Annotated in this window: 23 protein-coding genes; 17 read left to right on the forward strand and 6 right to left on the reverse strand. The window is 71.9% G+C overall.

Annotated features, from left to right (window positions below; all coding sequences use genetic code 11):
* Positions 1–125: 125 nt before the first annotated feature.
* Entirely contained in the window at positions 126–440 is a 315-nt protein-coding gene (locus AC07FJ_RS26610; RefSeq protein WP_479051814.1) for a hypothetical protein, read from the reverse strand.
* A gap of 179 nt (positions 441–619) precedes the next feature.
* Between AC07FJ_RS26610 and AC07FJ_RS26615 the strand changes: the two genes are divergently transcribed.
* Both AC07FJ_RS26615 and AC07FJ_RS26620 read left to right on the forward strand, forming a co-directional pair.
* A complete protein-coding gene (locus AC07FJ_RS26615) occupies positions 620–1,747 on the forward strand; it encodes a sensor histidine kinase (RefSeq protein ID WP_479051815.1) in 1,128 nt (375 codons plus the stop codon).
* On the forward strand, positions 1,744–2,418 hold the full coding sequence (locus AC07FJ_RS26620; RefSeq protein WP_479051816.1) for a response regulator transcription factor: 675 nt from the start codon (positions 1,744–1,746) through the stop codon (positions 2,416–2,418). The genes AC07FJ_RS26615 and AC07FJ_RS26620 overlap by 4 nt, the downstream gene beginning before the upstream one ends.
* Before the next feature lie 37 nt (positions 2,419–2,455).
* Here the strand turns inward: AC07FJ_RS26620 and AC07FJ_RS26625 are convergent, their stop codons facing one another.
* Positions 2,456–2,605: a hypothetical protein gene (locus AC07FJ_RS26625; protein WP_361419916.1), complete on the reverse strand. Its 150-nt coding sequence runs from the start codon at positions 2,603–2,605 to the stop codon at positions 2,456–2,458.
* Between the two features lie 232 nt (positions 2,606–2,837).
* Between AC07FJ_RS26625 and AC07FJ_RS26630 the strand changes: the two genes are divergently transcribed.
* Complete coding sequence (locus tag AC07FJ_RS26630; protein ID WP_479051817.1) at positions 2,838–3,908, forward strand: glycosyltransferase family 2 protein; 1,071 nt, start codon at positions 2,838–2,840, stop codon at positions 3,906–3,908.
* Between the two features lie 706 nt (positions 3,909–4,614).
* Here AC07FJ_RS26630 and AC07FJ_RS26635 read toward each other — a convergent pair.
* Positions 4,615–5,196, reverse strand: a complete 582-nt coding sequence (locus tag AC07FJ_RS26635; RefSeq protein ID WP_479051818.1) for a snapalysin family zinc-dependent metalloprotease — start codon at positions 5,194–5,196, stop codon at positions 4,615–4,617.
* Positions 5,197–5,470: 274 nt separating this feature from the next.
* On the opposite strand from AC07FJ_RS26635, the gene AC07FJ_RS26640 reads away from it, so the two are divergent.
* The 4 genes from AC07FJ_RS26640 (at position 5,471) to AC07FJ_RS26655 (ending at position 8,485) form a co-directional block, all read left to right on the forward strand.
* Positions 5,471–5,599, forward strand: coding sequence for a hypothetical protein (locus AC07FJ_RS26640; protein WP_479051819.1), 129 nt, complete (start codon positions 5,471–5,473; stop codon positions 5,597–5,599).
* Between the two features lie 335 nt (positions 5,600–5,934).
* Positions 5,935–6,213, forward strand: coding sequence for a polyprenyl synthetase (locus AC07FJ_RS26645; RefSeq protein WP_479051820.1), 279 nt, complete (start codon positions 5,935–5,937; stop codon positions 6,211–6,213).
* Positions 6,203–7,285: a polyprenyl synthetase family protein gene (locus AC07FJ_RS26650; protein ID WP_479051821.1), complete on the forward strand. Its 1,083-nt coding sequence runs from the start codon at positions 6,203–6,205 to the stop codon at positions 7,283–7,285. Before AC07FJ_RS26645 ends, AC07FJ_RS26650 begins: the two co-directional genes overlap by 11 nt.
* A gap of 21 nt (positions 7,286–7,306) precedes the next feature.
* Entirely contained in the window at positions 7,307–8,485 is a 1,179-nt protein-coding gene (locus AC07FJ_RS26655) for an oxygenase MpaB family protein (RefSeq protein WP_479051822.1), read from the forward strand.
* Between the two features lie 89 nt (positions 8,486–8,574).
* Here AC07FJ_RS26655 and AC07FJ_RS26660 read toward each other — a convergent pair whose 3' ends face one another.
* The gene (locus AC07FJ_RS26660; RefSeq protein ID WP_479051823.1) at positions 8,575–9,012 is read right to left on the reverse strand and encodes a glutaredoxin domain-containing protein; all 438 of its coding nucleotides are present in this window, start codon (positions 9,010–9,012) and stop codon (positions 8,575–8,577) included.
* Between the two features lie 194 nt (positions 9,013–9,206).
* Here AC07FJ_RS26660 and AC07FJ_RS26665 point away from each other — a divergent pair, with 194 nt between their 5' ends.
* Positions 9,207–10,811, forward strand: a complete 1,605-nt coding sequence (locus tag AC07FJ_RS26665; RefSeq protein ID WP_479051825.1) for a serine/threonine-protein kinase — start codon at positions 9,207–9,209, stop codon at positions 10,809–10,811.
* 63 nt (positions 10,812–10,874) lie between these two features.
* On the opposite strand, the gene AC07FJ_RS26670 is transcribed toward AC07FJ_RS26665, so the two are convergent.
* Complete coding sequence (locus AC07FJ_RS26670; RefSeq protein ID WP_479051826.1) at positions 10,875–11,249, reverse strand: ArsR/SmtB family transcription factor; 375 nt, start codon at positions 11,247–11,249, stop codon at positions 10,875–10,877.
* A 211-nt stretch (positions 11,250–11,460) separates the two neighbouring features.
* Between AC07FJ_RS26670 and AC07FJ_RS26675 the strand changes: the two genes are divergently transcribed.
* From AC07FJ_RS26675 to AC07FJ_RS26685, 3 genes are all read left to right on the forward strand, one after another.
* Entirely contained in the window at positions 11,461–12,867 is a 1,407-nt protein-coding gene (locus tag AC07FJ_RS26675) for an NAD(P)-binding domain-containing protein (RefSeq protein ID WP_479051827.1), read from the forward strand.
* 139 nt (positions 12,868–13,006) lie between these two features.
* Positions 13,007–14,377, forward strand: coding sequence for a (2,3-dihydroxybenzoyl)adenylate synthase (locus AC07FJ_RS26680; protein ID WP_479051828.1), 1,371 nt, complete (start codon positions 13,007–13,009; stop codon positions 14,375–14,377).
* 81 nt (positions 14,378–14,458) lie between these two features.
* Positions 14,459–15,040 (forward strand): hypothetical protein, encoded by a 582-nt coding sequence (locus AC07FJ_RS26685; protein WP_479051829.1) that lies wholly within the window; start codon positions 14,459–14,461, stop codon positions 15,038–15,040.
* A gap of 66 nt (positions 15,041–15,106) precedes the next feature.
* Here AC07FJ_RS26685 and AC07FJ_RS26690 read toward each other — a convergent pair whose 3' ends face one another.
* Positions 15,107–15,670: a VanZ family protein gene (locus tag AC07FJ_RS26690; protein ID WP_361419868.1), complete on the reverse strand. Its 564-nt coding sequence runs from the start codon at positions 15,668–15,670 to the stop codon at positions 15,107–15,109.
* Positions 15,671–16,398: 728 nt separating this feature from the next.
* Between AC07FJ_RS26690 and AC07FJ_RS26695 the strand changes: the two genes are divergently transcribed.
* From AC07FJ_RS26695 to AC07FJ_RS26720, 6 genes are all read left to right on the forward strand, one after another.
* Positions 16,399–17,409, forward strand: a complete 1,011-nt coding sequence (locus AC07FJ_RS26695) for an Inducer of phenazine A (RefSeq protein ID WP_479051830.1) — start codon at positions 16,399–16,401, stop codon at positions 17,407–17,409.
* A gap of 238 nt (positions 17,410–17,647) precedes the next feature.
* Entirely contained in the window at positions 17,648–19,978 is a 2,331-nt protein-coding gene (locus tag AC07FJ_RS26700) for an iron-containing redox enzyme family protein (RefSeq protein ID WP_479051831.1), read from the forward strand.
* Positions 19,979–20,068: 90 nt separating this feature from the next.
* Positions 20,069–21,907, forward strand: coding sequence for a carbamoyltransferase family protein (locus AC07FJ_RS26705; protein WP_479051832.1), 1,839 nt, complete (start codon positions 20,069–20,071; stop codon positions 21,905–21,907).
* A 58-nt stretch (positions 21,908–21,965) separates the two neighbouring features.
* Positions 21,966–22,115 carry a hypothetical protein gene (locus AC07FJ_RS26710; protein WP_479051833.1) on the forward strand — a complete coding sequence of 50 codons (150 nt, stop codon included), beginning with the start codon at positions 21,966–21,968 and terminating at the stop codon, positions 22,113–22,115.
* 41 nt (positions 22,116–22,156) lie between these two features.
* Positions 22,157–23,110: a TauD/TfdA family dioxygenase gene (locus AC07FJ_RS26715; protein ID WP_361419853.1), complete on the forward strand. Its 954-nt coding sequence runs from the start codon at positions 22,157–22,159 to the stop codon at positions 23,108–23,110.
* 63 nt (positions 23,111–23,173) lie between these two features.
* Positions 23,174–24,427 carry an ATP-grasp domain-containing protein gene (locus AC07FJ_RS26720; protein WP_479051835.1) on the forward strand — a complete coding sequence of 418 codons (1,254 nt, stop codon included), beginning with the start codon at positions 23,174–23,176 and terminating at the stop codon, positions 24,425–24,427.
* Positions 24,428–24,615: the final 188 nt, after the last annotated feature.

Consider the following 24,615-nt stretch of genomic DNA (forward strand, 5'->3'; position numbering starts at 1 on the left):
CTCCGCGCCTCCGCGCCTCCGCGCCTCCGCGCGTTCGACCGGCCGAGCGGCGCGCGGAGACGGTAGGCGGAAGGGCCCGCCCGAAGCGCGCCCACCGTCTGAGCAAGGTGGCCGGTGGGCGAGCCTCACGCCCAGCCTCCCTGTGCCGCGAGCCGCTCCCAGTCGGTGTGGATCCGCTCGGCGGTGGCCGCCCCGATGTCCACCGACGCGCCTCGGCGGTGACGCCGGGCGCCGGGCCAATTCGCCTGGACGGCCGCGCGTGCCAGGGCGGCCTGGGCGGTGCGGCCACGAACGGTGAAGGCCTGGTTGCCGGTGGACCCGTCCGTCCTACGGGTCGGTACGGTGACCCTCCGCCGCGGGCAGCTTTCCGCGTCGAAACCGGGCAGTGCTCCGAGGACGATTCCTGAGCGGGGCGCGCGGTCGGGCCGCGCTTTGAACACCTTCGGATTCGCCCGCCCGGGGGGGCGAACATCCCTCCCCGGAAGACATCTGCGCGATGCAGGTGCTCTCCGGGCGGTACACACCGGGGCGCATCCCCGCGTCATGGTCACCCTTCGTCTCCGGCTCTGCCCGAAGCGCAGCGGTGGCTCAGGCGACGCCCCTCTTTTAGGGTCAGGACATGGCACGCGCCTTGAGGGCATGGCCGGCGACAGTGGGCCTCTTCGCACTCGTGGCCTTTCTCCCCGGACTGACCGAAGGCGAGGGGCCGACGTGGCCCGCGGTCGTCGCGGCGGCCGTCAGCTGCGGGGTGCTGCCCCTGTGCCGCCGGTTTCCCGTGACCGCCTTCGTGGTCGCGACAGCCGGCACGCTCGCCTCCATCCACGTCACCAAGCTGGTGTTCCCGGCGGGCGCACCCGTACTGGTCGCGCTGTACTCGATCGGTGCGCGCCTGTCCGTCCGCGTCTCGACGATGTGCACCCTGGTGGCGGTGATCGCCGTGTTCACGCAGGTACAGCTGGTGAGGCACATCCCGCCCTTCACCCTGCGCAACGGGACCCAGCTGGGCTGGTTCGTGGCCGCCACCGCGATCGGCGTGGCGGTACAGAGCCAGCGGAAATTCAGGGAGATGGCGGAGGAGAGGGCCCGCAAGGCCGAGCAGTCCCGGGAAGCCGAGGCGCGGCGCCGGGTCGACGAGGAGCGCCTGCGGATCGCCCAGGAGCTCCACGATGTGATCGGCCACAGCATCGCGGTGATCAACGTGCAGGCCGGAGTCGCCGTCCACTTGGTGCACAAGGACCCGACCACCACCGAGAAGTCCCTGGAGATGATCCGGACCACCAGCGCCACGGCTCTGGAGGAGATCCGCACGACCCTCGGGCTGCTCCGTGCCGCCGAGGACGAGACGCCGCCGAGAGGCCCGGTCCCCGGCCTCGGCGAGATCCCGGGCCTGATCGAGCGGGCGCGGGCCGCCGGACTCACGATCGAGCATGTCCGGCACGGAGACGTGCGGCCCCTGCCGACGGTCGTCGGGACGACGGTCTACCGGCTCGTGCAGGAGACCCTGACCAACGCGCTCAAGCACTCCGGGGTCGGCACCGGCGTCCTGGTGTCCATGGATTTCCGGGACCACGAGCTCCGGGTGAGCGTGGAGGACGACGGCCGGGGCACGGGCGGCTCCGGCGGGGGCAGCGGCCTGGGCCTGCGGGGCATGCGCGAGCGTGTCGAGGCCGCCGGCGGCGGACTGAGGGTTGATCGGCTGTCGCCGGGATTCCGGGTGACGGCGCGCATTCCGACGGAGGCGTCATGACAGTGCGGGTGCTGCTGGCGGATGACCAAGCCCTGATTCGCGGAGGGCTGCGGTCCCTGATCGAATCGGAGCCGGGGCTGGAGGTGGCCGGCGAGGCGGCCGACGGCAGCCAAGCCGTGGACATGACACGCGCGCTGGCGCCCGACGTGGTGCTGATGGACATCCGCATGCCCGGTATGGACGGGCTGGAAGCAACCCGGGAGATCTGCGCGGACCCGGCGCTGACCGCCACCAAGGTCGTGGTCCTCACGACGTTCGGGCAGGACGACTACGTGCTCACCGCCCTCAAGGCGGGCGCGAGCGGCTTCATGATGAAGGACACCGAGCCCAGGGAATTGCTCTCGGCGATCCGGACCGTCGCCGCCGGGGACAGCCTGCTGTTGCCGCGGCGCACCCGTCACCTCGTCGAGAAATTCGTCCACCGGGAAGCCGCCGCGCCCACCGGGCCCGTCGGGCTGGACCTGCTCAGCCCCCGCGAACGGGAGGTACTCGCCCTCGTCGGCCGGGGCCACTCCAACGACGAGATCGCCGCCATGCTGCACCTCTCGCCGCTCACCGCCAAGACGCACGTCAGCCGCATCCTGACCAAACTGGCCGCCCGCGACCGTGCCCAGCTGGTTGTCATCGCGTACGAGAGCGGCCTCCTGCGGCCCGGTCACGCTGACGCCTGACCGGGCCGCAGGGGTCTCGTACATCGCGGGGACCGCCTCAGCGGCGCCGGGGCAGGATCTTCATCAGCGCCAGCGCGGCGAACAGCAGAGTCGACGCGGCGACCGTCCACGTCAGCGCGTGGAGCCCGGTCGTGGCGAGCGCACCCGTGAATCCGGCGCCGGAGGCGCCGGCAGCGCTTGTGTACATCGATGACCTTCCCTCTATCCGTATTCCGGGACCGTGGACCACCGTGCCCGGTAGCCCGCCCGAGCCGCGTCCGCCCGGGGATGACAAGCCGGAGTACTCCGGCGGCTGTATGCCGCGCGCCGCGTGCCTCCCGTGGCCGGACGTATGGCCGCCCCCGCGTCACGCATGGTGGCCGTACGGCCGCACCGCCCTGCGGCCGCGTACGGCAAGTGATCGTCGGAAGGACCGGACCGTGGCACTGATCGCGCTCATTCCCGCCCACAACGAGGCGGCGGGGATCACCGCAACACTCGACTCGCTGCGAGCGCAGCGCCGAGTGCCGGACCGTGTCGTGGTCATCAGCGACAACAGCACCGACGACACCGTCGACGTCGCCCGCGTGGCGGGCGCGGATGTGTGGGAGACCGCGCACAACCGCGCGCGCAAGGCCGGCGCGCTGAACCAGGCGCTCGCACGGCTGCTGCCCGAGCTGGGTGACGACGACGCCGTTCTGGTCATGGATGCCGACTCGGTGATCGACACGGAGTTCCTGTCGACGGCGGAGCGCCTCCTGGCGGGCTCGGACCGGCTCGGCGCGGTGGGCGGCGTCTTCTACGGAGCGCCGGGCGGGGGAGTGCTGGGGCAGTTCCAACGCAATGAGTACACCCGCTACGGCCGCGAGATATCCCGCCGCGGTGGCCGGGTCATGGTCCTCACGGGTACGGCCTCAGTCATCAGAGCGCGGGCGCTGCGGGACGTCGCGCAGGCACGGGGCGACCTCCTGCCCGGTACTCCGGGCCACGTCTACGACACCTTGGCCCTCACCGAGGACAACGAACTCACCCTCGCGCTGAAAACCCTGCGATGGGATCTCGTCTCGCCGCCCGAGTGCCGGGTCGTCACGGAGATCATGCCGAGCTGGAAGGACCTGTGGCGCCAGCGGCTGCGTTGGCAGCGTGGAGCGCTGGAGAACCTGCGCCACTACGGCCTCACGTCGGTCACCTGGCGATACTGGGGGCAGCAGTTGGGCATCGGTGCCGGCACCATCGCCTTCTCCCTGTACCTGCTCCTGGTCCTGATCACAGCCGTCACCCACACCTGGGGCTGGCATCCGCTGTGGATCGCCGTCGGCGCCCTGTTCGTCCTGGAACGGCTCCTCACGGTCTGGCGCGACGGCAGGCGCGCACGCCTGCTCGCACTGCCACTGATCCCCGAACTCCTCTACGACGCCTTCATACAAGCGGTCTTCGTACGCTCCGTCCTGGACATCCTGAGGCGTCGGACCGCCCAGTGGCATCACGTGGGGCAGCGGACGGCGACCTGAGCGGGTCGTAGCCGGGAACGTGCCGGCCTCGCCGGCCGCGGCGGCGTCGAGGACCGCGGATCGACTCGACGACTCCGTTCGGCGTCTTGGCCCACGCTCTCACCGGGCGCATCGCCGTGCCCACGGCCGGATCGAGGCACCGCTCCCGCCACGGCTGCCAGGTCGAAGCAAACCGCACCTTCGGCACGCACCACTTTGCCGTCGGCTTCACGTCCTTGCAGTTCCGCCTGGAGCCGTCCCGGCGGACTGGTCGCGACGCCCGCCCTCGGGCGGTCCGCGGTGGTGTACGAGGGCCTGGCCGGGCGCTGAGGCAGGCGCTTGTGGCAGGGCATCTCGGCGTAAAGGCCCGCTTCAGGAGGCAGACCGGGAGCCCTGCGGCCCGTCGGCGCGATCCTCTCAAGGCGGAGCCTTCAGCGTCGACAGTGAGCAGGCACCCGATGCAGCGTGCCAGGGACGGTCCGACGTGGCGATCAGCGAGGGCTACGCTGCTCCAGCGCGGAGAAAGCGCCACTACCAGTGTGTCCACGTCAACGACAACGAGCCGATGTTCCGCGGTTGTTGGCGTAGTCGACACTCACGGGACGAGACGGTGAAGGTCCCGTGCACAGGCCGCGTCGGCTATGCGCCGGGTGCCGTTGCCGGGTGACGATGCCTGCCGCGGTATGGCTGGGGTCAGGCACCGTCACGTCGCGGTGGCCCTTAGGGGCTACGGCGCGTCCACCAGCACGCGGCCGTCGGTCGGGGTGTGTGCCGCGGCGCTGCCCGAGTACGCGTTCTCGACCCGCCGGCGTTCGGTCGCGTCGGGCACTGCGTTACGGCAGCTCGTACCGGCGCTGGAGCCCGACATCAGCTGCGAGCAGGGGCCGGGCTTGGTGTCCGGCAGGCCCAGGTTGTGGCCGAGTTCGTGGGCGACGATGCGGGTCTTGTCATAGCCCTGGGCGACGGCCTGGCTGCCGAGTTCGACCCGGACCTGGCCGCCCGGCCGGACCGGTCCGAGCGTGGCCTGCGGCCAGCCGGTGGTGGCGACGATCACGATCTCCGCCCGACTGCCAGGGGCGGCCTTGACCAGCTTGACGTTGCCGACGTTGCCGTTCCACGCGGCGACCCCGGCAGAGATCGCCTGTTCCCAGCCTCCTGCTCGGCTGTCGTCGTAGCGGAGTGTGACCTGCGCGGCCACGTACTCCGCCGTGGTGGGCTCGGCCGCGGACGCGGCGTGCGCCGCCGGTACCGCGGTCAGGAGCACCCCCGCTGCGGCGCCGGCTATACCCAACCGTAAGTAGTGCACCATCACTGTCCTTTCATACGTGGGGGCTCGGGCCCCGTTGGGGACCGAGAGGGGGACAGGAGGATTGGCGCGAGCATGCCAACCTGCTTGCTATGAGCTTGCCTGACGGCTTGTGACGACGACAGGGGCCGGACCAAGGCGGCTGCGCCAGTTCCCCTGCCGGGTGCCGGGTGCCGGGTGCCGGGTGCCGGGTGCCGGTCAGCCGTTGGAGGCCGCGGACCGTATTCAGTCGGTGTACGCGGCGGTTGCCGTGTACCGCGAGGAGGACCCGACGGACGTGCTCGTGCCGGCATCGCCGTTCACGCACCTGGTGAACACCTACGCGGGCGCCGTCCTCGTCGTCTGCTGCAGCGCCATGATCGTCTACCACGCCGTGATGGCGGTGTACTTCCTCCTCGACGGCTAGCGAGCTCGTTGCACGGTTACCGAGGCTCAACTCGTGGCGTCACAGGGGCTGATGGTTGCCCATCCACGGGACGGCGGGCTCGGCTTTCCCGGACAAGTACGGCAAGGATGACGTCACCCTCGCGCATACGACCCGGCAGGGCTGCTCGGCATGCGGACGCGGAGCCGTACAGATGCCGTACACAAGCCGTACACCCGGCCGCGCGCAGGTGAGCCGTACGGCCGATCGACATGATCACTCGTTGGTGAGTTCCCCTGCCCCGATGCCCGGTTCGGCACCACGCTGTTCCGCGTAGCGCGGTGACGACGTCGGACGCAGTGTGGCTAGGGGATGGCATGACGCGGGATACGGGAGTGAGTGGGGGACGGGACGGGCGGGCGGTCCTGCTGGCCGCGGGGTTGGCGGATGTGGCGGTGGGCGCACTGGGAACGGCACTCGGCACCGTGAGGGGGTTGCTGAGACGTTCGGACGCCGCTCAGCTGGCGTCGGAGACCGAGCGGGACCTGATGGCGCGCGGGCGCCTGGTCCTCGACCGGTACGCGGTGGCACCTCCGGCCTACCTCGAGGTGCTCGCCCGGCACGCGGTGGCTCGGCGGGCCGACGATGACGTCTGAGTTGTGGGATCCGGGCGCGTTCAAGGCGCGTGTCGACGAGGTGCTGCGGCGTTTCGTAGCGGAGGAGGCCGACCGGCTCGCGGCGGTCGACCCGGTGTTGGGTCCGGTGGCCGACGAGGTGGAGGCGGCGGTCGCGGCCGGCAAACGGCTGCGGGCGGCGTTCTGTTACTGGGGCTGGCGCGCGGTGGGACAGCCGGACAGCGACGCGCTGGTGAGGGCGGCGGCCTCCATGGAACTGGTGCACGCGGCCGCGGTGGTACACGACGACCTCATCGACGACAGTCCGCTGCGGCACGGCCGGCCGACCGCACACCTGGCCCTGCGCGGTCTTGTGGAGCACCATCCGCGGCCCGCCGGGGCCGCCCGGTCACTGGCCATGCTGGTCGGGGATCTGCTGATGTCGCTGGCCGGACAACTGTTCATCACCAGCGGTCTGCCCGCCGCCTACCTGGGCCGGGCCCGCCCCCTGTGGGCGGCGCTGGCCAGGGACCTCATCGCGGGGGAGTGCCTGGAGATCCTGCACACGGGCGCGGCCCCCGACACGGCGGCGTCGCTGAAGGTGATCCGCTACAAGACGGCCAAGTACACCGTGGAGCAGCCACTGCTGATCGGCGGCGCGCTCGCGGGGGCCGATGCGCGGCTGCGCGAGGGTTACTCCGCGTACGGTGTGCCGCTGGGGGAGGCGTTCCAGCTGAGGGACGACCTGCTCGGCATGTTCGGAGACCCTGTGCTCACCGGAAAGGCCGGCGCCGACGACGTACGCGGCCATCGGCCCACCGCCCTCCTCGCGGAGACCTGGCGACTCGCCGGGGAGGACGAACGCGAGCGGCTGCGTCACCTGCTCGGCCGGGACGACCCGGGCGACCCGGGCGCCACGGACGACCCGGACGAGGACGGTGTGGAGGCCGTACGCGACGTGATGCGCCGGTTGAAGGCGCCCGACCGCATCGAAAACATGATCAACGCGAGGGTCGAGGAGGCTCTCCGCGCCTTCGACGAGCTGAACCTGCCCGCGCCCGCCGCCACCGCTCTCACCGCCCTGGCGCACTCGGCAGCGGTCCGCCGTTCCTGACGGAGATCAAGGAGCCCTGCCATGACCTACACCGAAGCGTCCATGAACGCCCTGCGACAGGCCGGCGATGATCTGGCCGATGCCACGGTCGCCACCCTCTTCGAACGTGGGGAGGTGGGGAAGTTCAACACGCTGATGCGGTACGTCTCCACCGTCGGCGCTCCACTGCCGGACGGTCTGCCCGACGTCGCGCGTGAGTACCTTCACGCCACGAGCAGCCCGCCGGCCTGGGTCGACTGGGGTGAGATGGAGAAGGCGCGCCTCTTCTTCGCCGACAACAACGTGCACATCTCCACTGCCCTGTCGTTCGCCTCCATGCCCGCCTGCTACGTCGTCCCCCACGTGGCCAAGCTCCTGTCGGCGACGCACGGTCTGAAGTACCCCTCCAAGCGGATGGCGGAGACGGGCCAGTTCACCGTCTACCTGATGCAGCCCGACGCCTTCGAGGCCGGCAGCCGCTTCATTCCGGCCGCGCAGAAGGTCCGCCTGCTGCACGCCTCCATCCGCCACCACCTCAAGCGCGAGAACCGGTGGAACACCGCGGAGTCGGGGGTGCCGATCTGCCAGGAGGACATGATCGGCGGGCAGATGTTCTTCTCCCTGCTCGTCCTGGACAGCCTGCACCGCCTCGGCATCCACATGTCCATGGAGGGTGCGGACGCCTACTACTACGCCTGGCGGGTGGTCGGCGCCATGCTCGGCGTCGATCAGGACGCCGTCCCCCAATCCCTGGACGAGGCCCGCCAGTTCCTCGACCTGTACATGATCCGGCACATGGGGCCCTCCGAGGAGGGAGTGCTCCTGACCCGGCAGCTGATCGACCTCTACGAGGAGGTCGTGCCCGGTACGCTCTTCGACCCGATCGTCTCCGCGCTCATCCGCTACCTCGTCGGGGATACGTGTGCCGACTGGCTGGGGGTGCCCAGCACGCGCTGGGACACCGTCGTCAAGGCCGTTCCCCGTCTCCTCGGTGTCCTGGAGACCATCGAGGACCGCTCCCCGTTCGGCGCCTGGGCTTTGGACCGTCTCGGTCACCTCACCACCATCTTCGAGCTGTCGACCCTCACACGCGGACGCGTGATGCACTACGCCATCCCCGAGAACCTCAAGAAGGACTACGGCGTCTCCTCCACGCCGCCTCCCAACCGCCGATGGGCCCCACCGGCCCCCACCGTCCCGCTGCGGCCCCGGCGCCCGTGATGCCCGACGCGTCCTGCCCGCACGCCTCTGCCGTCGCGCCGACTGCCGGCTCGATCGCCGGGAGTGACCTGTCCTCTGCTGCGTCCCGATCAGGCAGAACGGGAGAGCTGTTCGCGCACCCACGCAGGATCGGGGTTGGTGTGCGGCCGGTTCGCCACGATGACGGTCGGCACCGTCTCGTTGCCGTCGTTGGCCGCCCTCACCGCTGCCGCTCCGGCCGGGTCGCGCCAGATGTCGACCCAGTGCACCTGGTGGGCGCTACGGCCCAGCCGGATGCGCAGTCGAAGGCAGTACGTGCAGCCCGGCCGCCAGAAGACGACTGGTCGGCCGTCGACCGCACTGAGGCGCTGTGCTTCCAGCGCGCCGATCGACCTCGGAAAGATCAGAGGTGAGTTCACGCCTGCGAGCAGCACGAAGGCCAGCAGGACGGCTGCGGCTGCGCCAGGAGTCCCGCTCAAGGCGAGCCCCGCGGCAAGGGTGGAGCCACACAGCACCAGCAGGATCGGCGGGAGCCAAACGCGCGTCATGGGGACGAAGACTATCGACCGGTCGACAAGAGCCTGGGCGGAGACCGAGCAGTCCCAAGGGAGAGGCCGCGCCGGTCCCGGTGTGCGCCCGGGAGGGGAGCATCCCAGGTCAGCGGGTCCACGCGGCCCGTTTAGGCTTCTGTCCCGGGTCGGCCCGTCGGCCGGTCGGGGATCAGGGGGAGGGCGACCGTCCGATGAGCAGCACCGCCGAGGTGTTCCAGCCGCTCCAGGCGGACGACCCTTCCGTCGTGGCCGGGTACCGCCTCGCGGCCCGGCTCGGCGCCGGGGGCATGGGCCGGGTGTACTTGTCGCACACCCAGGGCGGCCGCCCCGTGGCGATCAAGGTGGTGCGGCCGGAACTGGCCGACGACCCGGACTTCCGGCGGCGGTTCCGCCGGGAGGTGGAGGCCGCCCGCCGGGTCAGGGGCGCGTACACCGCGGAACTCGTCGACGCCGACACCGACGGCGTCCCCCCGTGGCTCGCCACGTTGTACGTGCCCGGGCCGTCCCTGACGGAGGCCGTCGCCCGGCGCGGTCCGCTGCCGGTGTCCGCCGTGCTGTGGCTGATGGTCGGCGTGGCCGAGGCGCTCCAGGCGATCCACGCCGCGGGGATCGTGCACCGGGACCTCAAGCCGTCGAACGTGCTGCTGGCCGCCGACGGGCCACGGGTGATCGACTTCGGTATCGCGACCGCCGCCGACCTCTCCTCGTACACCGCCACCGGCACCACCGTCGGCACGCCCCACTTCATGGCCCCCGAGCAGGCGACCGCCGGTGCGGTCACCCCGGCGACCGACGTCTTCGCGCTCGCCCAGACGGCGGCCTTCGCGGCGCTGGGCCAACCGCTGTACGGGGATGGCGTCGCGGCCGCCGTGCTGTACCGGATCGTGCACGAGGAACCCGACCTGTCCCGGCTGCCCGCGCCGCTGCGCCCGCTGTTCGCCCGGTGCCTGGCGCCGGATCCGGGGGAGCGGCCCACGTTGGCGGAGGTCGTCGAGTGGTGCCGGCGGCGACTGGACACGGAAGCCGACGCGGGCGGCGGCGGGCCGATGGTGTGGCGCGAGGTCACGGGACCCGAGACGACCGTTCCGGGCCCGGTGCGCACCCCCGCCGCTCCGTCGACCGAGGCCGCGACGCGGTCGCTGAGGCCCGTACGGGGTGGGGCGCCCGGGCGGCGTACCGCGCTGATCGCGGGCGCGGCGGTGACGGCGGGCGCTCTGCTGCTGACGGGCCTGACGTGGCTCGCCGGGGACCGGTTCGGCCTGCGCGAGCGGGCCGCGGACACCCCCGCCTCGACACCCGGACCGAGAAAGCCCGCACGGTCCGCGGCGCCGCCTGCGAGCACCGTGCCGACCACGGGCGGCGGATCTTCCCGGGGGTCGCAGCCCGTCCCGGACGCCTCCCCGGCGCCGGGAGCCGCCGTGCTGTCCCTCGCGTGGCTGGACGGGAAGAACTCCCTGAGTCTCCGTGAACCGATGCTGCGCGAGGACCGTAAGGGGGACATCCGCCTCGACTGCGAGAGCGACGTCGACTGCGAGCTGAGCAGCGACACCAGCGTGTTCGTGCAGCTGTTCAACGGAAAGGCCGCCTCCCTCGACGTCTGCCGTCACCTCCTGAGCGGCGCCATCGGCCCCGACTACCGGACCTGGTCCCTCGTGGCGGCGGACGACGGCAGCCAGCTCTGCGTCAAGAACGCCTCCGGCGACATCGGGGTGCTCACGATCCAGGTCAAGCAGACGGCCCTACGAGAAGCCGCCTTCCTGCAACTGGGCATGAAGGTCTGGAGGAGGGCCGCCTGAGACCGGCCGAGGGTGCTGGACCCGCGCCTCGGGCCGGTCGGTCACACGTCGAGGGCGGGCATGTCAGACCGCGGCGGCCTTGGTGAGCAGCTGCCCCATGGCGGCGAGTACGGAGGGCTCGACGCGGTAGTAGACCCAGGTGCCGCGCCGCTCGGAGGAGAGGAGCCCGGCCTCCTTGAGCTTCTTCAGGTGGTGGGACACGGTCGGCTGGGAGACGCCGACGTCGGAGATGTCGCACACACACGCCTCGCCGCCCTCGTGGGAGGCGACGGCCGAGAACAGCCGCAGACGGACAGGATCGCCCAGCGCCTTGAACATGACGGCGGTGCGCTCGGCTTCGTCGGCCGTCAGCGGGCGCTCGGTGAGCGGCGGGCAGCACGGCTCGACCCCGGGATCGACCTGGGGCTGGAGCAGGGGCAGCACCTCGATATTCGACATGTGTCTATGTTGACACGCGTCGAACCAGTGGGGTGCGTGAGTGCGAGATCGTACGCAGGTCGGGTGATCGGCGCTCCGGCCTGCCCTCGCGCTCGGCGGTTCCCCCATCCAGCGTAATTTGATGAATGCCTATGTTGACGGGTGTCGAATCAGGTGCCATCCTGGCGGCGTCGGGACATCGACATACGTCGAAGTAGCAAGGGGAACCGCCGTGACCACCACCGCCACCGAACAGCTGCCCACCCTCGTGATCGGTGCCGGGCCCGTCGGTCTGGCCGCCGCCTCCCGGCTCCTCGAGCGCGGCATCGAGCCCCTCGTCCTGGAAGCGGGCCCGGCCGCCGGTACGGCAGTGCGCGCCTGGGCGCACGTGCGGCTCTTCTCCGCCTGGGGCGAGGTCACCGACCCCTCGGCCGAGAAGCTGCTCGCCCCGACCGGCTGGGTGAAGCCCGACCCCACGACGTACCCGACCGGCGGTGACTGGGCCGAGCGCTATCTCCAGCCGCTCGCCGACGCCCTCGGCGACCGCGTCCGCTACGGCGCCACCGTCACCGGCGTCTCCCGCGCCGGCCGCGACCGGATCGTCGACGCCGACCGCGACACCCAGCCGTTCGTCGTCCACGTCGAGTACGCCGACGGCCGCGAGGACCGCATCCCCGCCCGCGCCGTGATCGACGCCTCCGGCACCTGGACGACCCCCGGCCCCGCCGGTGCGTCGGGTCTCCCCGCGCTCGGGGAGAAGGCCGCCGCCGACCGCATCACCTACCGCGTACCCGACCTGAACGACCCGGCCGTACGCGCCCGCTACGCCGGCAGGCGCACCGCCGTCATCGGCTCCGGAGCCTCCGCCTTCACCGCGCTCGCCACCCTCGCCGACCTCGCCAAGGCCGGCGACGGGAAGGGCACGAAAGCGGTGTGGATCCTGCGCCGCGGCATCTCCGGCTCCACCTTCGGCGGCGGCACCGCCGACCAGTTGCCCGCTCGCGGCGCTCTGGGCCTCGCCGCCAAGGCCGCCGTCGACCAGGGGTACGCGGACGCGGTCACGGGCTTCCGCACCGAGGCGATCGAGCGCGACGGCGCACGGCTCGTCCTCGTGGCCGAGGACGGCCGCCGTCTCGACCCGGTCGACGAGGTGATCGTGCTGACCGGCTTCCGCCCCGACCTGGCCTTCCTCTCCGAGATCCGCCTCCGCCTCGACGAACGCCTCCAGGCCCCGGTGGAGCTGGCCCCGCTGATCGACCCCAACCAGCACTCCTGCGGCACCGTCTACCCGCACGGCCACCGCGAACTGGCCCACCCGGAGAAGGGCGTATACCTCGTCGGCATGAAGTCCTACGGGCGCGCGCCCACGTTCCTCGCGCTCACCGGCTACGAGCAGGTCCGCTCCGTCGTCGCGGCCATCGCCGGCGACCTCGACGCCGCCGACCGCGTCGAACTCACGCTGCCCGAGACCGGCGTGTGCGGCGGAGCGGGACTCTTCGACGCGCCCGACGCCCAGGGGGACGACGCCGACGGCTGCTGCGCCCCCGCCCCGGAACTCATCCAGCTCGGCGCGGCGACCACCGTCTCCGCCCCGGCTCGGTCCGCAGAGGCCCCGTCGGGCGGCTGCTGCGGCTCGTGACCACCGCGTGGCCCGCGTGGTCCGCCCCTCCGCCCGGGCGACGCCTCCCCGCACCTTGGACGTTCCACCGAGGGGAGGCGGCGCCCATGGTCGGGAAAGCGCATTGTCCTGAGGGGTGTTGGCGGATTGGATGGCGCGAATGAGATCCATGCTCGACGGCTGCGCGCCCTGGCCCGAGGAGTTCGCCGACCGCTACTGGGCGGCCGGGCACTGGCGTGGCTACACGCTGGACAACCTGCTGCGCGGCTGGGCCCTGGAGTACGGGCCCCGGACCGCGCTCGTGCAGGACGGTGCCCGGCTCACGTACGCGAACCTGAACCGGCGCGTGGACCGGATGGCCGCCGGCTTCCGGCTGCGCGGCCTCCGCCCCCGGCAGCGGGTCGTCGTGCAGCTGCCGAACGTTCTCGAGTTCGTCGTCACCGTCTTCGCACTGATGCGCGTCGGCGCGGTCCCCGTGTTCTGCCCGGTCTCCCACCGCGCGCCCGAGGTGTCCCGCATCGTGCGTGTCACCGAGGCCGTCGGGTACGTCGGGCCCTCGACGTACCGGGGATTCGACCACAGGGCGATGGCCGCGGACATCGCGACCCAAGGGCCTTTCCTGCGGAGGGTGTTCACCCTGGACGCGCCGGGCGGCCCGTCCCCGTACGGCGGCCTCGCGACCGATGTGTCGGGCTGCCACTACTTCCCGCTGGGCTCCGTCGAGGCGCCGCCCGGGCCGCCGCTCGCGCAGAGCGCGGACCAGGTCGCGTTCCTCCTGCTCTCCGGCGGTGCGGGCGAGCCGCCCCGGCTCGTTCCGCGCACGCACAACGACTACGCCTACCAGGCGCGGGCCGCCGCCGAACTGGTGTCGCTCACCGAGGACGACGTGTACCTCGCCGCGCTGCCCGCCGCGGAGAACTTCGCCTTCGGCTGCCCCGGCATCCTCGGCACCCTCTCCGTCGGCGGCACGGTCGTCCTGGTCGAGGACCCGGAACCCGCCGCATGCCTCGCGGCCATCGAACGCGAGCGGGTCACCCTCACGTCGCTGGAGCCGGAAGCCGCCCGGTCGTGGCTCGACATCCCTCCCGCGGCCCGGGCCGACGTGAGCAGCCTGCGCCTCGTACAGATCGGCGGCGTCACCCCCGGGCACCGGGAGACCGCCGAACGGTGGGGTGCCACATGGGGCTGCCGCCTGCAGCAGGTCTTCGGCGTGGCCGAGGGGCTGCTCACCCTCACCCGGCCCGCCGACCCGGACGAGACCGTGCTCACCACGCAGGGCCGCCCGCTCTCGCCCGACGACGAGATCCGCATCGTCGACGCCGACGGCAAGGACGTGCCCGACGGGGAGCACGGCGAGCTCCTCGCGCGCGGTCCGTACACCGTGCGGGGCTACTACCGGGCGCCGGAGCACACCGCACGCTCCTTCACCGCCGACGGATACTTCCGCACCGGCGACCTCGCCCGGCGCACCCCGGACGGCAACCTCGTGGTGACCGGGCGAGCCGATCGCGGTGAACGTGCGGTGCGTTAAGGTCCTGACGACCAGTTCGACCAGTTCGACCAGTTCGGCCAGCAGGGCCGGGGCAGTGCGCCGGAGGGGACCAGCGGAGCAGTGGCTGACGGATTCATCCGGTGGTACCGGGAGGCGGCGGCCACACCGGTCTTCGCCGAGCAGACGGAGCTCTTCGCGGCGCACGGCATCGCGCTCGTCCACCCGGTGCGCGGCGCGGCCGTGGTGCTCGACGTCGAGGGTGAGGGCGTCCTCATGCAGCCGGATGAGCTCGGCCGGCTGCTGGGACTGCGCATCGCGTCCCTCACCCTGAACTGGTGGCTCTCCGCCGACGTCGACGTGGTGGACGCGTACGCGTATGAACCGCTCGGTTGCGAGATCCAGACGCTGTGGCTGGACGGCCTCACACCCGAGCAGGCCGACACGGTCGAGGCGGCGGTGGTCGCGGCGGCGACGGCACTTCCGGTGCCGACCCGCGCCGTGGTCGTCGACCGGGAGGGGGAGGGCGACCCCGAGGACTGGGACTCGGCCGTGCTGTACGAGGGGGAGACGCCGCCGCGCTTCCCGGACCGGGTCCTGGCGCGCGGGCCGCTCGCGGAGCGGCTGCGGAGGTCGTCGCCGGAGCTGAGGAGTGAGGGGACCGGGGGAGGCCTGACCCGGTTCGCCCCTGCCCGTCGGCTCTGACGGCGAAGGAAAGCCCCGCTGGTTCCACGACCAACGGGGCCCTTTCCCGTGCTCTCGTCCCGTGCGTCACTCCGCGGCCGCGTGCCGCCGCCCGGTGAAACGGTGCCACCAGTGGCGGCGCCGAGGGTGCACGGCACGCCCCAGCAGTCGCCCCAGCAGCAGGTAACCGAGCAGCGCCCCCGTGGTGTTGAGCAGGACGTCGTCGATGTCGAAGGCGCGCCCGGTGATGAGGGCGCCCTGCACCAGTTCGACCAGCAGCATCACGAGGGCGGTGACCACCGCCACCCGAACCAGCCCCCGGGCGCGGGGAAACAGCACCGGCAGCAGCAGGCCGAACGGCACGCCCAGCAGCACGTTGCCGCCGATCTGCTTGGCCGCGTCCCGAAGGTCCGGCTGCCCGAGGTACGCGCGGATGGAATCCCCCGGACGCAGATTGCTGTGGGTCAGTGACTCCGAGGCGACCGAGGGCTCCAACGTGAGGCGTGCGAGCAGGACCGCGAACGCCACCATCCCCACGAACGCCAGCAGCATGGCCACGGCTCGTCCCACGGGCGACAGCAGTGGCCGGTCCCACGCCGTTCGCCCCGGTGGCTCTCCCTCGGTCCTCTCCCGCACGACTGTCCGTGCCATCAGATAACTCCCTACTCCCTTTCAGGCTGGGGTGCTCATCCCGGATCCGTACGACCGGACAGCAGCGGCGAGCCTCTCCCGCGCCCGTCCGGTGTGTGCCATGCGAGCTCGTCTACCCTCGCCGACCGGTTGGAAGCGCCCGGTACCGGTACGTCGGCCGGGGGCACCTCCGCGCCCACCGCCACGGCCACGGCCACCGCCACAGCTGGTTCACGCGCTCGGTGCAGCGGCCGACTCTCCCGACGGCCGCCCCGCAAAATGCCGATGTAACCTGCCTTTGCCGCATGTGTCCCCCCTTCGGGAACCCGCGTTGCGCGTTCCCGACCTCGAGGCTCGGTTCAGCCGGAGTCGAGAACAGGCAAAACTCTCGTCGTACGGAAACGACGCACGCCCCAACGGAATCCCGGCACCGGCGGAAAAGAGGAAGTGGCTGCACCGGAAAAGCCGGAGCCGGAAATTCGGATCCGGAAAAGCCGGAGACCGGAAAGGCGGGAAAACCGGAGGAACGCCCGTGCGTACGGCGCAAGGAGTACGGCGGGCCGCGGGCCGGGAGCCGGGTGCGGAGTACGGGAACGGGGCGCGTGACGGCATGCGAGGAGAGCGGCACGTGAACATCGACCACCTCGTGGTGCGCCCTCTCGCGCAGGCGGCCCGGCACCGACTCCACCGCGGCCCGCTGATCCATCGGCATCGGAAGAACGAGCACGGAATCGAGGAGCGTCCTACCCGTGAACTCCCAGCGTGAACGCCTGACACCGCAAATGCTGCGGTACGACGATTTCGACGACCGCGCGGAAACCCGGTACCTGCCGTACCTGATGTATTTCCATCGGGCGGGGTACCGTTCCGCAACGGTGAACACCGATCGGCTGGGATTCAGGATCTCCCACGGTGCCACCACGCAGGGCTCGGTGGAAAACCCGCCCCAAGGCCCGGTCCGGCTGCTGGCCGGCAGTTCCACGCCGTTCGGCATCGGCGCGACCAGCGACGCGGCCACGATGGCGTCACGCCTCTGGTCCCGGTACGCCCCGTCGGTCCCGTGGCTCAATTTCGCCGGCCGCAGCCACAACTCGATGCAGGAACTGCTGCTGTTCCTGATGCACCGGGAGCTGCTGCCCGAGGTGGAGGAGATCGTCGTCTTCTCGGGTCTGAACGACCTGGCGCTCAGCAGGCTGCCGGACGCACAGCGCGGCGACCACGGCGCGTTCTTCAACTGCGGTGAGTACTTCGACCAGATGGAGGAGCTGCGCGTCCGGCACCGCAAGCAGAAGCGCGGCTTCGGCCGGCGCCCCGGCGCGAACGGTACCGACCACCCGACGGTGCCCCCGCTCGCGGACCGGATCGAGTACGCCGTCGACCTGACCACCCGGCACCTCGCCGCCCTGCAGCTGCTGGCGGCCCCGACCGGCGCCCGGATCACCTACGTACTGCAGCCGCTCGCGACCTGGGTCCGGGAGTCCGGATCACCCGAGGAGAAGGCGGTCTTCGGCGAGCTCGACGAGGTCTCCAACTTCTGGGAGCTGTACGGCGACATCGCCACGATGGAGTCCGGCCGCAGGTACGCCGAGGCGCTCCGCACCGCCTGCGAGGCGCAGAACGTCCGCTTCCTCGACATGAGCCCCGTCCTCGCCGAGGCGGTGACGGTGAACGACTGGCTGTACGTGGACCGCGCGCACTTCACCGACCACGGGACCGAGATCGTCTCCGGCCTCCTCGCCGACTCCCTCGGCCTCTCCTAGCCCCCACCGAGGCCCCGCGCCCCGCGCCCCACGTCCCACGTCCCACGCCCAAGGCCACGCACCAGCACCGGAAGAGAAGAGAGGGCATCCAGCCATGTCGTTCGTGCGAAAAGTCATCGCGAAGCTGTTCGGGCGCAAGCGGAAGGCGAAGAACGACGCGTCCATCTACCCCATGTTCTGACCGGACGTGCACCGCACAGCCCCGGGTGCTCGACCACGCGGGAGAGAGAGGGGAACGATGCAAGGCCCAGAGGCAGCTGCCACGGCGACGCTGTCCGCACACCACCGGACGGGCGGCCCGCACGGGCTGCCGCAGGACGGTGGCTCCGCACGCACCGTGTACGCGTACGCGGCGGACCCGGAGGCGTCCCTCCCCGACGGCAGGTTCGTCGACGAGGTCCGCACCGCGCTTCACCACCACCCCGCACCCCCGGCGGGCGACGGATCGCTCGACGCGCTGTTCCGCCAGGCCGCCGACTGGGCGTCCGCCGAGCGCGAGCGGTTCCGGGCGCTCCTCGGCGAGGACGACATGGACGGCGAGGACGACGAGGACGGCGTGAACGGCGCGGAGGGTGGGCACGGCGGGGCGCCGGCCCGGCCGGCCGGCCGCCCGGGAGGGCACCGCCAGGTGCTCGTCCGGCGGGCCGTCCTCGGCTGCGCCCCCCTGTCCCTCATGTCCGGCGCCTGGCTCCAGTGGCTGAGCGCCCCCGGGAACGCCGACGCCCCCCTCGTGCTGAGGATCCTCGCGCTGTACGCCGCCGACGTCGGCGCGGGCCACCCGGCGGCCTCCCGGGGCAGCGCGTACCTCGAACTGCTGCGCAGGCTGCGGCTCGCGGAGAACGCGGCACCGGCGGTGCGGCTCACCGGCGACCAGCGCATCACGGAGGGCGCGTTCCGCCTCCCGGCGCTGCTGCTGGCGATGAGCAGACGGCCGGACGACTTCCGCGCGGAGATCCTCGGAGCCGACCTGTGCCTGCGTGCGGTCGGGCTCCTGCCCGCCCTGGCGATGGTCCGGGCGGCGCTGCCTGCGGAGGCGGACTGGGACGCCATCGATCCGGCCCACCGGCGCGACCCCGAGGGCCCGTCACCCGCCGAGCAGTGCCGCACCGCGGTGGACGAGCTGCTGGCGGAGGAGGGCGACCGGGCCGCGGACGCGGTGCGCGCGGGCTTCCACTGGGCGCTGGGCGCCCTGCGCGAGTGGTCCGAGGCGCTGCACGCGGAGCTGGTGGCGGCCGGGGACCCCGCGTTCGACATGGCGGAGCTGATGCGCCTGCGGTCCCGGGAAGGCGCCGTCTACCACCACCAGTTCATGCTGGAGGGCAAGTCGCTGGCCACCTGGCTGGCGGAGTGCCGGACCGACCCGGGGCCGCTGCTCGACGTCCTGGCGCGCAGCAAGCTGGTCAAGCCCGGCCGCTCGGGTGCCAGTTCCCTCGTCCGGGGGCTGGTGGGGGAGCGGGGGCCGATGTTCCGGGTCTTCTCGCCGGAGGACCTGGTCGTCCTGCGCCGCTGGATCGACTCCCTCCCCGCCAAGCCGCCCGCCGACGCGGCGGACACCCCGGACGCGGCGGACGCCGCACCGGCAGGTTCCCCCGCCCGGACGGCCGCCCCCACCACCGCAGACCCCCTGGCGGCCGTCGCCGGCGCGCTGCGCGCGGGCGCACGCTCCCCGGGCCGCGCGCCCTCGGGCCTGCGCGAGGCGTACCACCTGCTGATGAACCGCACCGACACCCCTGCGCTGCGCTCCTGGGCCATGGAGTACGTGGCCGGCTGGCTCGCGCGCTCCCGGCACGGCATGGACCGTACGAACATGCCGCTCCCCGAGCGCTGGGGACACGAAGGGCTGCGGCCCTGGCTACAGGCCCAGCACGACCGGCACGGAGCCGAGTTCGAGGAGAACGCGGCGATCCCGCTGCCGTCCCGGGAGGCCGTCGTCGACGACACCGTGCAGACGGCGCCGCTGACCCTGATCGACGGCAGCTGGCTCCAGGGGTTCACCGACTACGAGCAGGCGTCGTCCGCGATCGGGCACTCCCTCTTCGAGACGTACTGGGACGAGCTCGGCAACGGCGAGCCGCACCTCAACCACCCGCTCATCTACCGCGACGTGCTCAAGGAGATGGGCGTGGAGCTGCCGCCGACGGCTTCGGCCGCGTTCGCGCGGTGGTCCGGCTTCCGCGAGGAGTCCCTGGAGCTGCCGGTGTACTGGCTGTGCGTGGGCCGCTTCCCGCGGACCTTCCTGCCGGAGGTCCTGGGGCTCAACCTGGCCATGGAGTTGTCGGGCGTGGGCGGCACGTACCGCAGGGCGCGGCTGGCACTGAAGTCGTACGGCTTCAGCACCCGCTTCGTGGACATCCACAACACCATCGACAACGTCGCCACCGGGCATTCCGCCTGGGCCGCCGATGCCGTGGACACCCTGCTGGCCTCGCTGCCCGACACGCCCGGCCCCGGTGGCAGGGCGGACGTGTGGGAGCGCGTCCGCGTCGGCTACCGCTCGCTCAACCCGCCGAGCGGCATGGGCGCGCGGCTGGCCGCCCGCCGCAGCCGCCTCTCCGGCCGGCGCCGGTGAGGCGCCCCGGGAGCCCGCGATGCGGCGACGTACTGACGCACCCGGCCACGCGCGGGCGTGGTCACCGACCCAAGGCGGAGGAATGCAGCGGTGTCTGACCTGATTCTCGGAGTCTCAGCCTTCTACCACGACAGCGCGGCCGCGCTGATCGCCGACGGCGTGCCCGTCGCCGCGGCCCAAGAGGAACGTTTCACCAGGCGTCGGCACGACTCCTCGTTCCCCTCGCGGGCGGTCGAGTACTGCCTCGACGAGCAGGGCGTGAGCCTGGACGACGTCTCCGCCGTCGCCTACTACGAGGACCCCCGGCTGAAGTTCCGGCGGGTCATGGCGACCTTCGCGGGCGCCGCGCCCACCGGTTTCGCCTCCTTCCGCGACACCCTGCCCGCCTGGCTGGGCCGCGGCGGCAAGCTGCGCACCGACGACACCGTGCGCGCCGAGCTCGCGGCGCTGCGCCGGGGCCGGGTACCGGAGGTCTCCGTACGCCGCCACCACGAGTCGCACGCGGTGTCCGCCTTCTTCCCGAGCCCGTACGAGTCGGCGGCCGTGCTGTGCATCGACGGCGTCGGCGAGTGGGCCACGACCACGATGTGGCACGGCCGGGGCACCGAACTGCGGCCCGTGGCGGAGCTGCGGTTCCCGCACTCGCTCGGCCTGCTGTACTCGGCGTTCACGTACTTCTGCGGCTTCAAGGTCGACTCCGGCGAGTACAAGCTCATGGGCCTGGCGCCCTACGGCAAGCCGCGGTACGCGCACCTCATCGAGGACCAGCTCATCGACCTCAAGCCGGACGGGTCCTTCCGCCTGGACATGCGCTACTTCGAGTACCTGCGCGGTCAGGTGATGACCGGGCGCGGCTTCGAGAAGCTCTTCGGCGGCCCCCGGCGCGCCCCCGAAAGCCCGCTCACGGAGCGCGAGTTCGACCTGGCCGCATCGGTGCAGGCGGTGACCGAGAAGGCCGTGCTGCGGCTGGCCAAGACGGCGCGCGAGCGCACCGGCGAGACCAGGCTCTGCATGGCCGGCGGCGTCGCGCTCAACTGCGTGGCCAACGGCAAGGTGATCGACGCCGGCATCTTCGACGAGGTGTGGATCCAGCCCGCCGCCGGCGACGCCGGAGGCGCCCTCGGCGCGGCCCAGGCCGTCGCCATGGAACGGGGCGTGCGGCGCGACCACCCGCGCACCGGCCGCGACGCGATGAGCGGCTCCTTGCTCGGCCCCGCGTACGACGACGACGAGATTGCCGCGTACCTGGAGTCGCGGGGCATCCCGCACCGGCGGCTGGACAGCGCGAGCCTGGCCGAGCAGGTCGCGGACGGGCTGGCGCAGGGCAAGATCGTCGGCTGGTTCCAGGGGCGCATGGAGTTCGGCCCGCGGGCGCTCGGCGCCCGGTCCATCATCGGCGACCCGCGCAACCCGGACATGCAGTCGGCGATGAACCTGAAGATCAAGTTCCGGGAGTCGTTCCGCCCCTTCGCCCCGGCCGTGCTGGCCGAGGACGCCAAGGACTACTTCGACCTGCCGCAGGAGAGCCCGTACATGCTCGTGGTCTCCCAGGTCGCCGCCGCCCAGCGGCTGGAGGCCCAGGAGCACGGCGCCTCCGGGCTGGACCTGCTCAAGGTGCAGCGCTCCACCATCCCCGCCGTCACCCACGTCGACTACTCGGCGCGCGTGCAGACGGTGACGGAGCACAGCAACCCGCCCTATCACCGGCTGCTGACCGCCTTCAAGTCCCTCACGGGCTGCCCGGTCCTGGTCAACACCTCCTTCAACGTGCGCGGGGAACCCATCGTGAACTCGCCCCACGAGGCCTACACCTGCTTCATGCGCACCAACATCGACATGCTGGCGCTCGGCAACTTCCTGCTGGAGAAGCACGAACAGCCCGCGTGGACCGAGACGTCCGACTGGCGCGAGGAAATCCCCCTGGACTAGGCCGCGTCCGCGAAATCCCGCCCGCCGCCCGCCGCCCGCCGACAGAAACGGAACGTTCATGCGTAGCTTGCTGCTCCTCCTCGTCTACTACCTCGTCGTGACGCCGTACGGCCTGCTGAGCCGCGTCGTCAACGACCCCCTCGCCCGCCGCTGGGAACGGCGCGCGGACACGTACTGGAACCCGCCGACCCCGTCACCGGCTCGCTGAGTGGCGCACGAAGGCGTGCAACCGACTGAACGGAGACAACGATGACCAGCCTGCTCCAGTTCGCCCGGTACCGTCTCGAGGACAGTGCCCGGGACCTGGTGACCAAGGAGATCTCGGCGCGGGTGTCGGAGACCAGCCTGGACTCCGACCTCGACGACGCGATCCTCGGCGGCATCGGCGCGTACGCCCTGCGGCGCCATCTGCCCGGCGACATCCTGCAGGGGATCCAGGTGTTCACGGCGGCGGGCTCCCACGCGTTGCTCCTGTCCAACCTCCCGGCACAGGAGTTCCCGGCCACGCCGGTCAGCGGATTCGCCGACGAGGCCGGACTCGCCGTCACCAACGCGATCCACCTCGGGCTGATCCGGATCCTCGGATGCACCCCGTTCGCCGTCAGCTACGAGAACGACGGCCGGCTCATCCGCAACGTGGTGCCCAACCCGGCGGCCTCCGGAACCACCAGCTCCTGGGGTGCCGACTCGGAGTTCTTCTGGCACACCGACAACCCGCACCAGCCGTTCGGACCGCCCGGCTCCGATCCCCGGCTGTACACCCCGGCCTACCTCACCTTCTTCGCCATACGCAACGAGGAGCGGGTACCCACCGAGATCGCGGCGCTCGACGACGTGGTCGTACGGCTCGACGACGAGACCCTGGCCGGCCTCATGGCCCCGGAGTTCCAGGTCGGCGCACCCGACTCCAACGACGGCGAGGCCATCGGCCCGCTGGTGAAGACCGCCGTCCTGGAGACCGCGCCGGACGGCCGCCACCGCGCCCGCTACGACCGTGGGACGACGACCGGCGTCACACCCGCCGCGCAGGACGCGCTGGAGCGCTGGTCCGCCGCCCTGAAGACCGTCCCGTCGGCCGACCTGGTGCTGGAGACGGGCGACTTCATGATCTTCGACAACCACCGGGTGCTGCACCGCCGCAAGGCGTTCACGCCCCACCCCCACACGAACGCGCGCTGGCTGCGCCGCTGCTACGCCGCCTGACGGAACGTCAACACCCGCATCCCCACTTATCGACCAGCTCACCTCACCCCCGAAGGGAACCCCATGGGCAAGTACCGCGTGGCAGTCATCGGCGGCCGGCCGGCACCGGTCGCGGGCGCCAAGGAACTCGGCATCGACGTCGTCCTCGTCCACGAGGAGGGCGCCTATGACGTGGCCGTGGCCCAGCACTGCGAGCGCATCGTGCACGCCCCCCTCGACGACGGGCAGGCCATCCTCGACGTACTGAAGCCGCTGCACGACGAGCGCCCCTTCGACCGCGTCCTCACCACCACCGAACCGGCCGCCGAGTCCACCGGTTTCGTCGTCGACTCCCTCGGCCTGCCGGGTGTCACCGAGGCCACCGCCCGCGCCCTCAAGGACAAGGCCCTCACCCGGGAGCTCCTGGACCGGCACGGACTCAGCCCCGTGCGCTACCGCATGGTGAACAGCGCCGACGAGATCGCGGCGTTCCGGGCCGAGGTCGGCGAGCGCATCATCGTCAAGCCCGTGGACGGCGTGGCCAGCCTCCACATCCACCCCGTCGACGGTCCCGAGGACGCCCGGAAGGCCTGGGAGGCACTGCGCGAGGCCGGCATCTCCAAGGTCATCGCCGAGGAGTACCTGGACGGCCCCGTCGTCAGCGTGGACTCCTTCTCGTACGAGGGCCGCCACCTCACCATCGGCTACTCCGAGTACCGCATGAACGACCGGTACGTCGAGTGGGAGGTCTCCACCCCCAGCCGCTACGCCCTGCCGTGGCTCGCCGAACTCCGCGACCTCACCCCCAAGCTGCTGGACGCCGTCGGCCTCACCGAAGGGCCCTCGCACAGCGAGTTCGTCCTCACCCCGAAGGGCCCGCGCGTCCTCGAGTCGCACGCCCGGCTCGCCGGCAGCGGCGCGCCCGAGCTCGTACGCCGCGCCTTCGGGCTGAACCTCAACCGGATGTTCCTCACCGTCCCGCTCGGCATCGACGAGCTGCCGCAGACCTCACCCGAGCCGCTGGGCGGAGCGGCGGTCCGGTTCTTCACCCCGGAGCCGGGCACCATCGACGCGATCGAGGTCGACGACGACGCGGCCGACGAGATCCGCCGCGTCCCCAAGGGCGAGAAGCTCTACGTCTTCCTGCCGTACCTGGACGAGTTCATGGACACCGAGGTGGCGGCGGTGATCGGCAAGGACGTCGGCGAGACCGTGCCCCCGCTGCTGACCGTCGCCGACTGCGTCTCCGGGTACGTCATCGCCTCCGGGCGCGACGCCGACGACGCGGTCGCCAAGTGCGAGGCCGTCAACGACCGGATCCGCTTCAAGACCAGCTGACACCCCCCTGCCGCCGGACGCCGTTTCCCCCCACCCCCGCCCCCCCACTCGCCCTGCGGGTTCACCCTGCCGGGCGGGCGACGGGACCCCGAGCCGAGGTCCCGCTTCCCCCCCAGCCAGGTTTTGTTCCCTCCCGGAATCCCCGACCCAGGGATCGCGGGAGAGGTCCACCCTCCCCCCCCCCCCCC

This window comes from Streptomyces sp. NPDC045998, from assembly GCF_056430285.1.

Coding starts and splice junctions, on each gene's coding strand:
- AC07FJ_RS26615 (WP_479051815.1), top strand. CDS start 620: ATGGCACGCGCCTTGAGGGCATGGCCGGCGACAGTGGGCCTCTTCGCA.
- AC07FJ_RS26635 (WP_479051818.1), bottom strand. CDS start 5,196: ATGGTGCACTACTTACGGTTGGGTATAGCCGGCGCCGCAGCGGGGGTG.
- AC07FJ_RS26680 (WP_479051828.1), top strand. CDS start 13,007: ATGAGATCCATGCTCGACGGCTGCGCGCCCTGGCCCGAGGAGTTCGCC.
- AC07FJ_RS26655 (WP_479051822.1), top strand. CDS start 7,307: ATGACCTACACCGAAGCGTCCATGAACGCCCTGCGACAGGCCGGCGAT.
- AC07FJ_RS26720 (WP_479051835.1), top strand. CDS start 23,174: ATGGGCAAGTACCGCGTGGCAGTCATCGGCGGCCGGCCGGCACCGGTC.
- AC07FJ_RS26670 (WP_479051826.1), bottom strand. CDS start 11,249: ATGTCGAATATCGAGGTGCTGCCCCTGCTCCAGCCCCAGGTCGATCCC.
- AC07FJ_RS26700 (WP_479051831.1), top strand. CDS start 17,648: ATGCAAGGCCCAGAGGCAGCTGCCACGGCGACGCTGTCCGCACACCAC.
- AC07FJ_RS26715 (WP_361419853.1), top strand. CDS start 22,157: ATGACCAGCCTGCTCCAGTTCGCCCGGTACCGTCTCGAGGACAGTGCC.
- AC07FJ_RS26690 (WP_361419868.1), bottom strand. CDS start 15,670: ATGGCACGGACAGTCGTGCGGGAGAGGACCGAGGGAGAGCCACCGGGG.
- AC07FJ_RS26620 (WP_479051816.1), top strand. CDS start 1,744: ATGACAGTGCGGGTGCTGCTGGCGGATGACCAAGCCCTGATTCGCGGA.
- AC07FJ_RS26710 (WP_479051833.1), top strand. CDS start 21,966: ATGCGTAGCTTGCTGCTCCTCCTCGTCTACTACCTCGTCGTGACGCCG.
- AC07FJ_RS26625 (WP_361419916.1), bottom strand. CDS start 2,605: ATGTACACAAGCGCTGCCGGCGCCTCCGGCGCCGGATTCACGGGTGCG.
- AC07FJ_RS26665 (WP_479051825.1), top strand. CDS start 9,207: ATGAGCAGCACCGCCGAGGTGTTCCAGCCGCTCCAGGCGGACGACCCT.
- AC07FJ_RS26660 (WP_479051823.1), bottom strand. CDS start 9,012: ATGACGCGCGTTTGGCTCCCGCCGATCCTGCTGGTGCTGTGTGGCTCC.
- AC07FJ_RS26650 (WP_479051821.1), top strand. CDS start 6,203: ATGACGTCTGAGTTGTGGGATCCGGGCGCGTTCAAGGCGCGTGTCGAC.
- AC07FJ_RS26645 (WP_479051820.1), top strand. CDS start 5,935: ATGACGCGGGATACGGGAGTGAGTGGGGGACGGGACGGGCGGGCGGTC.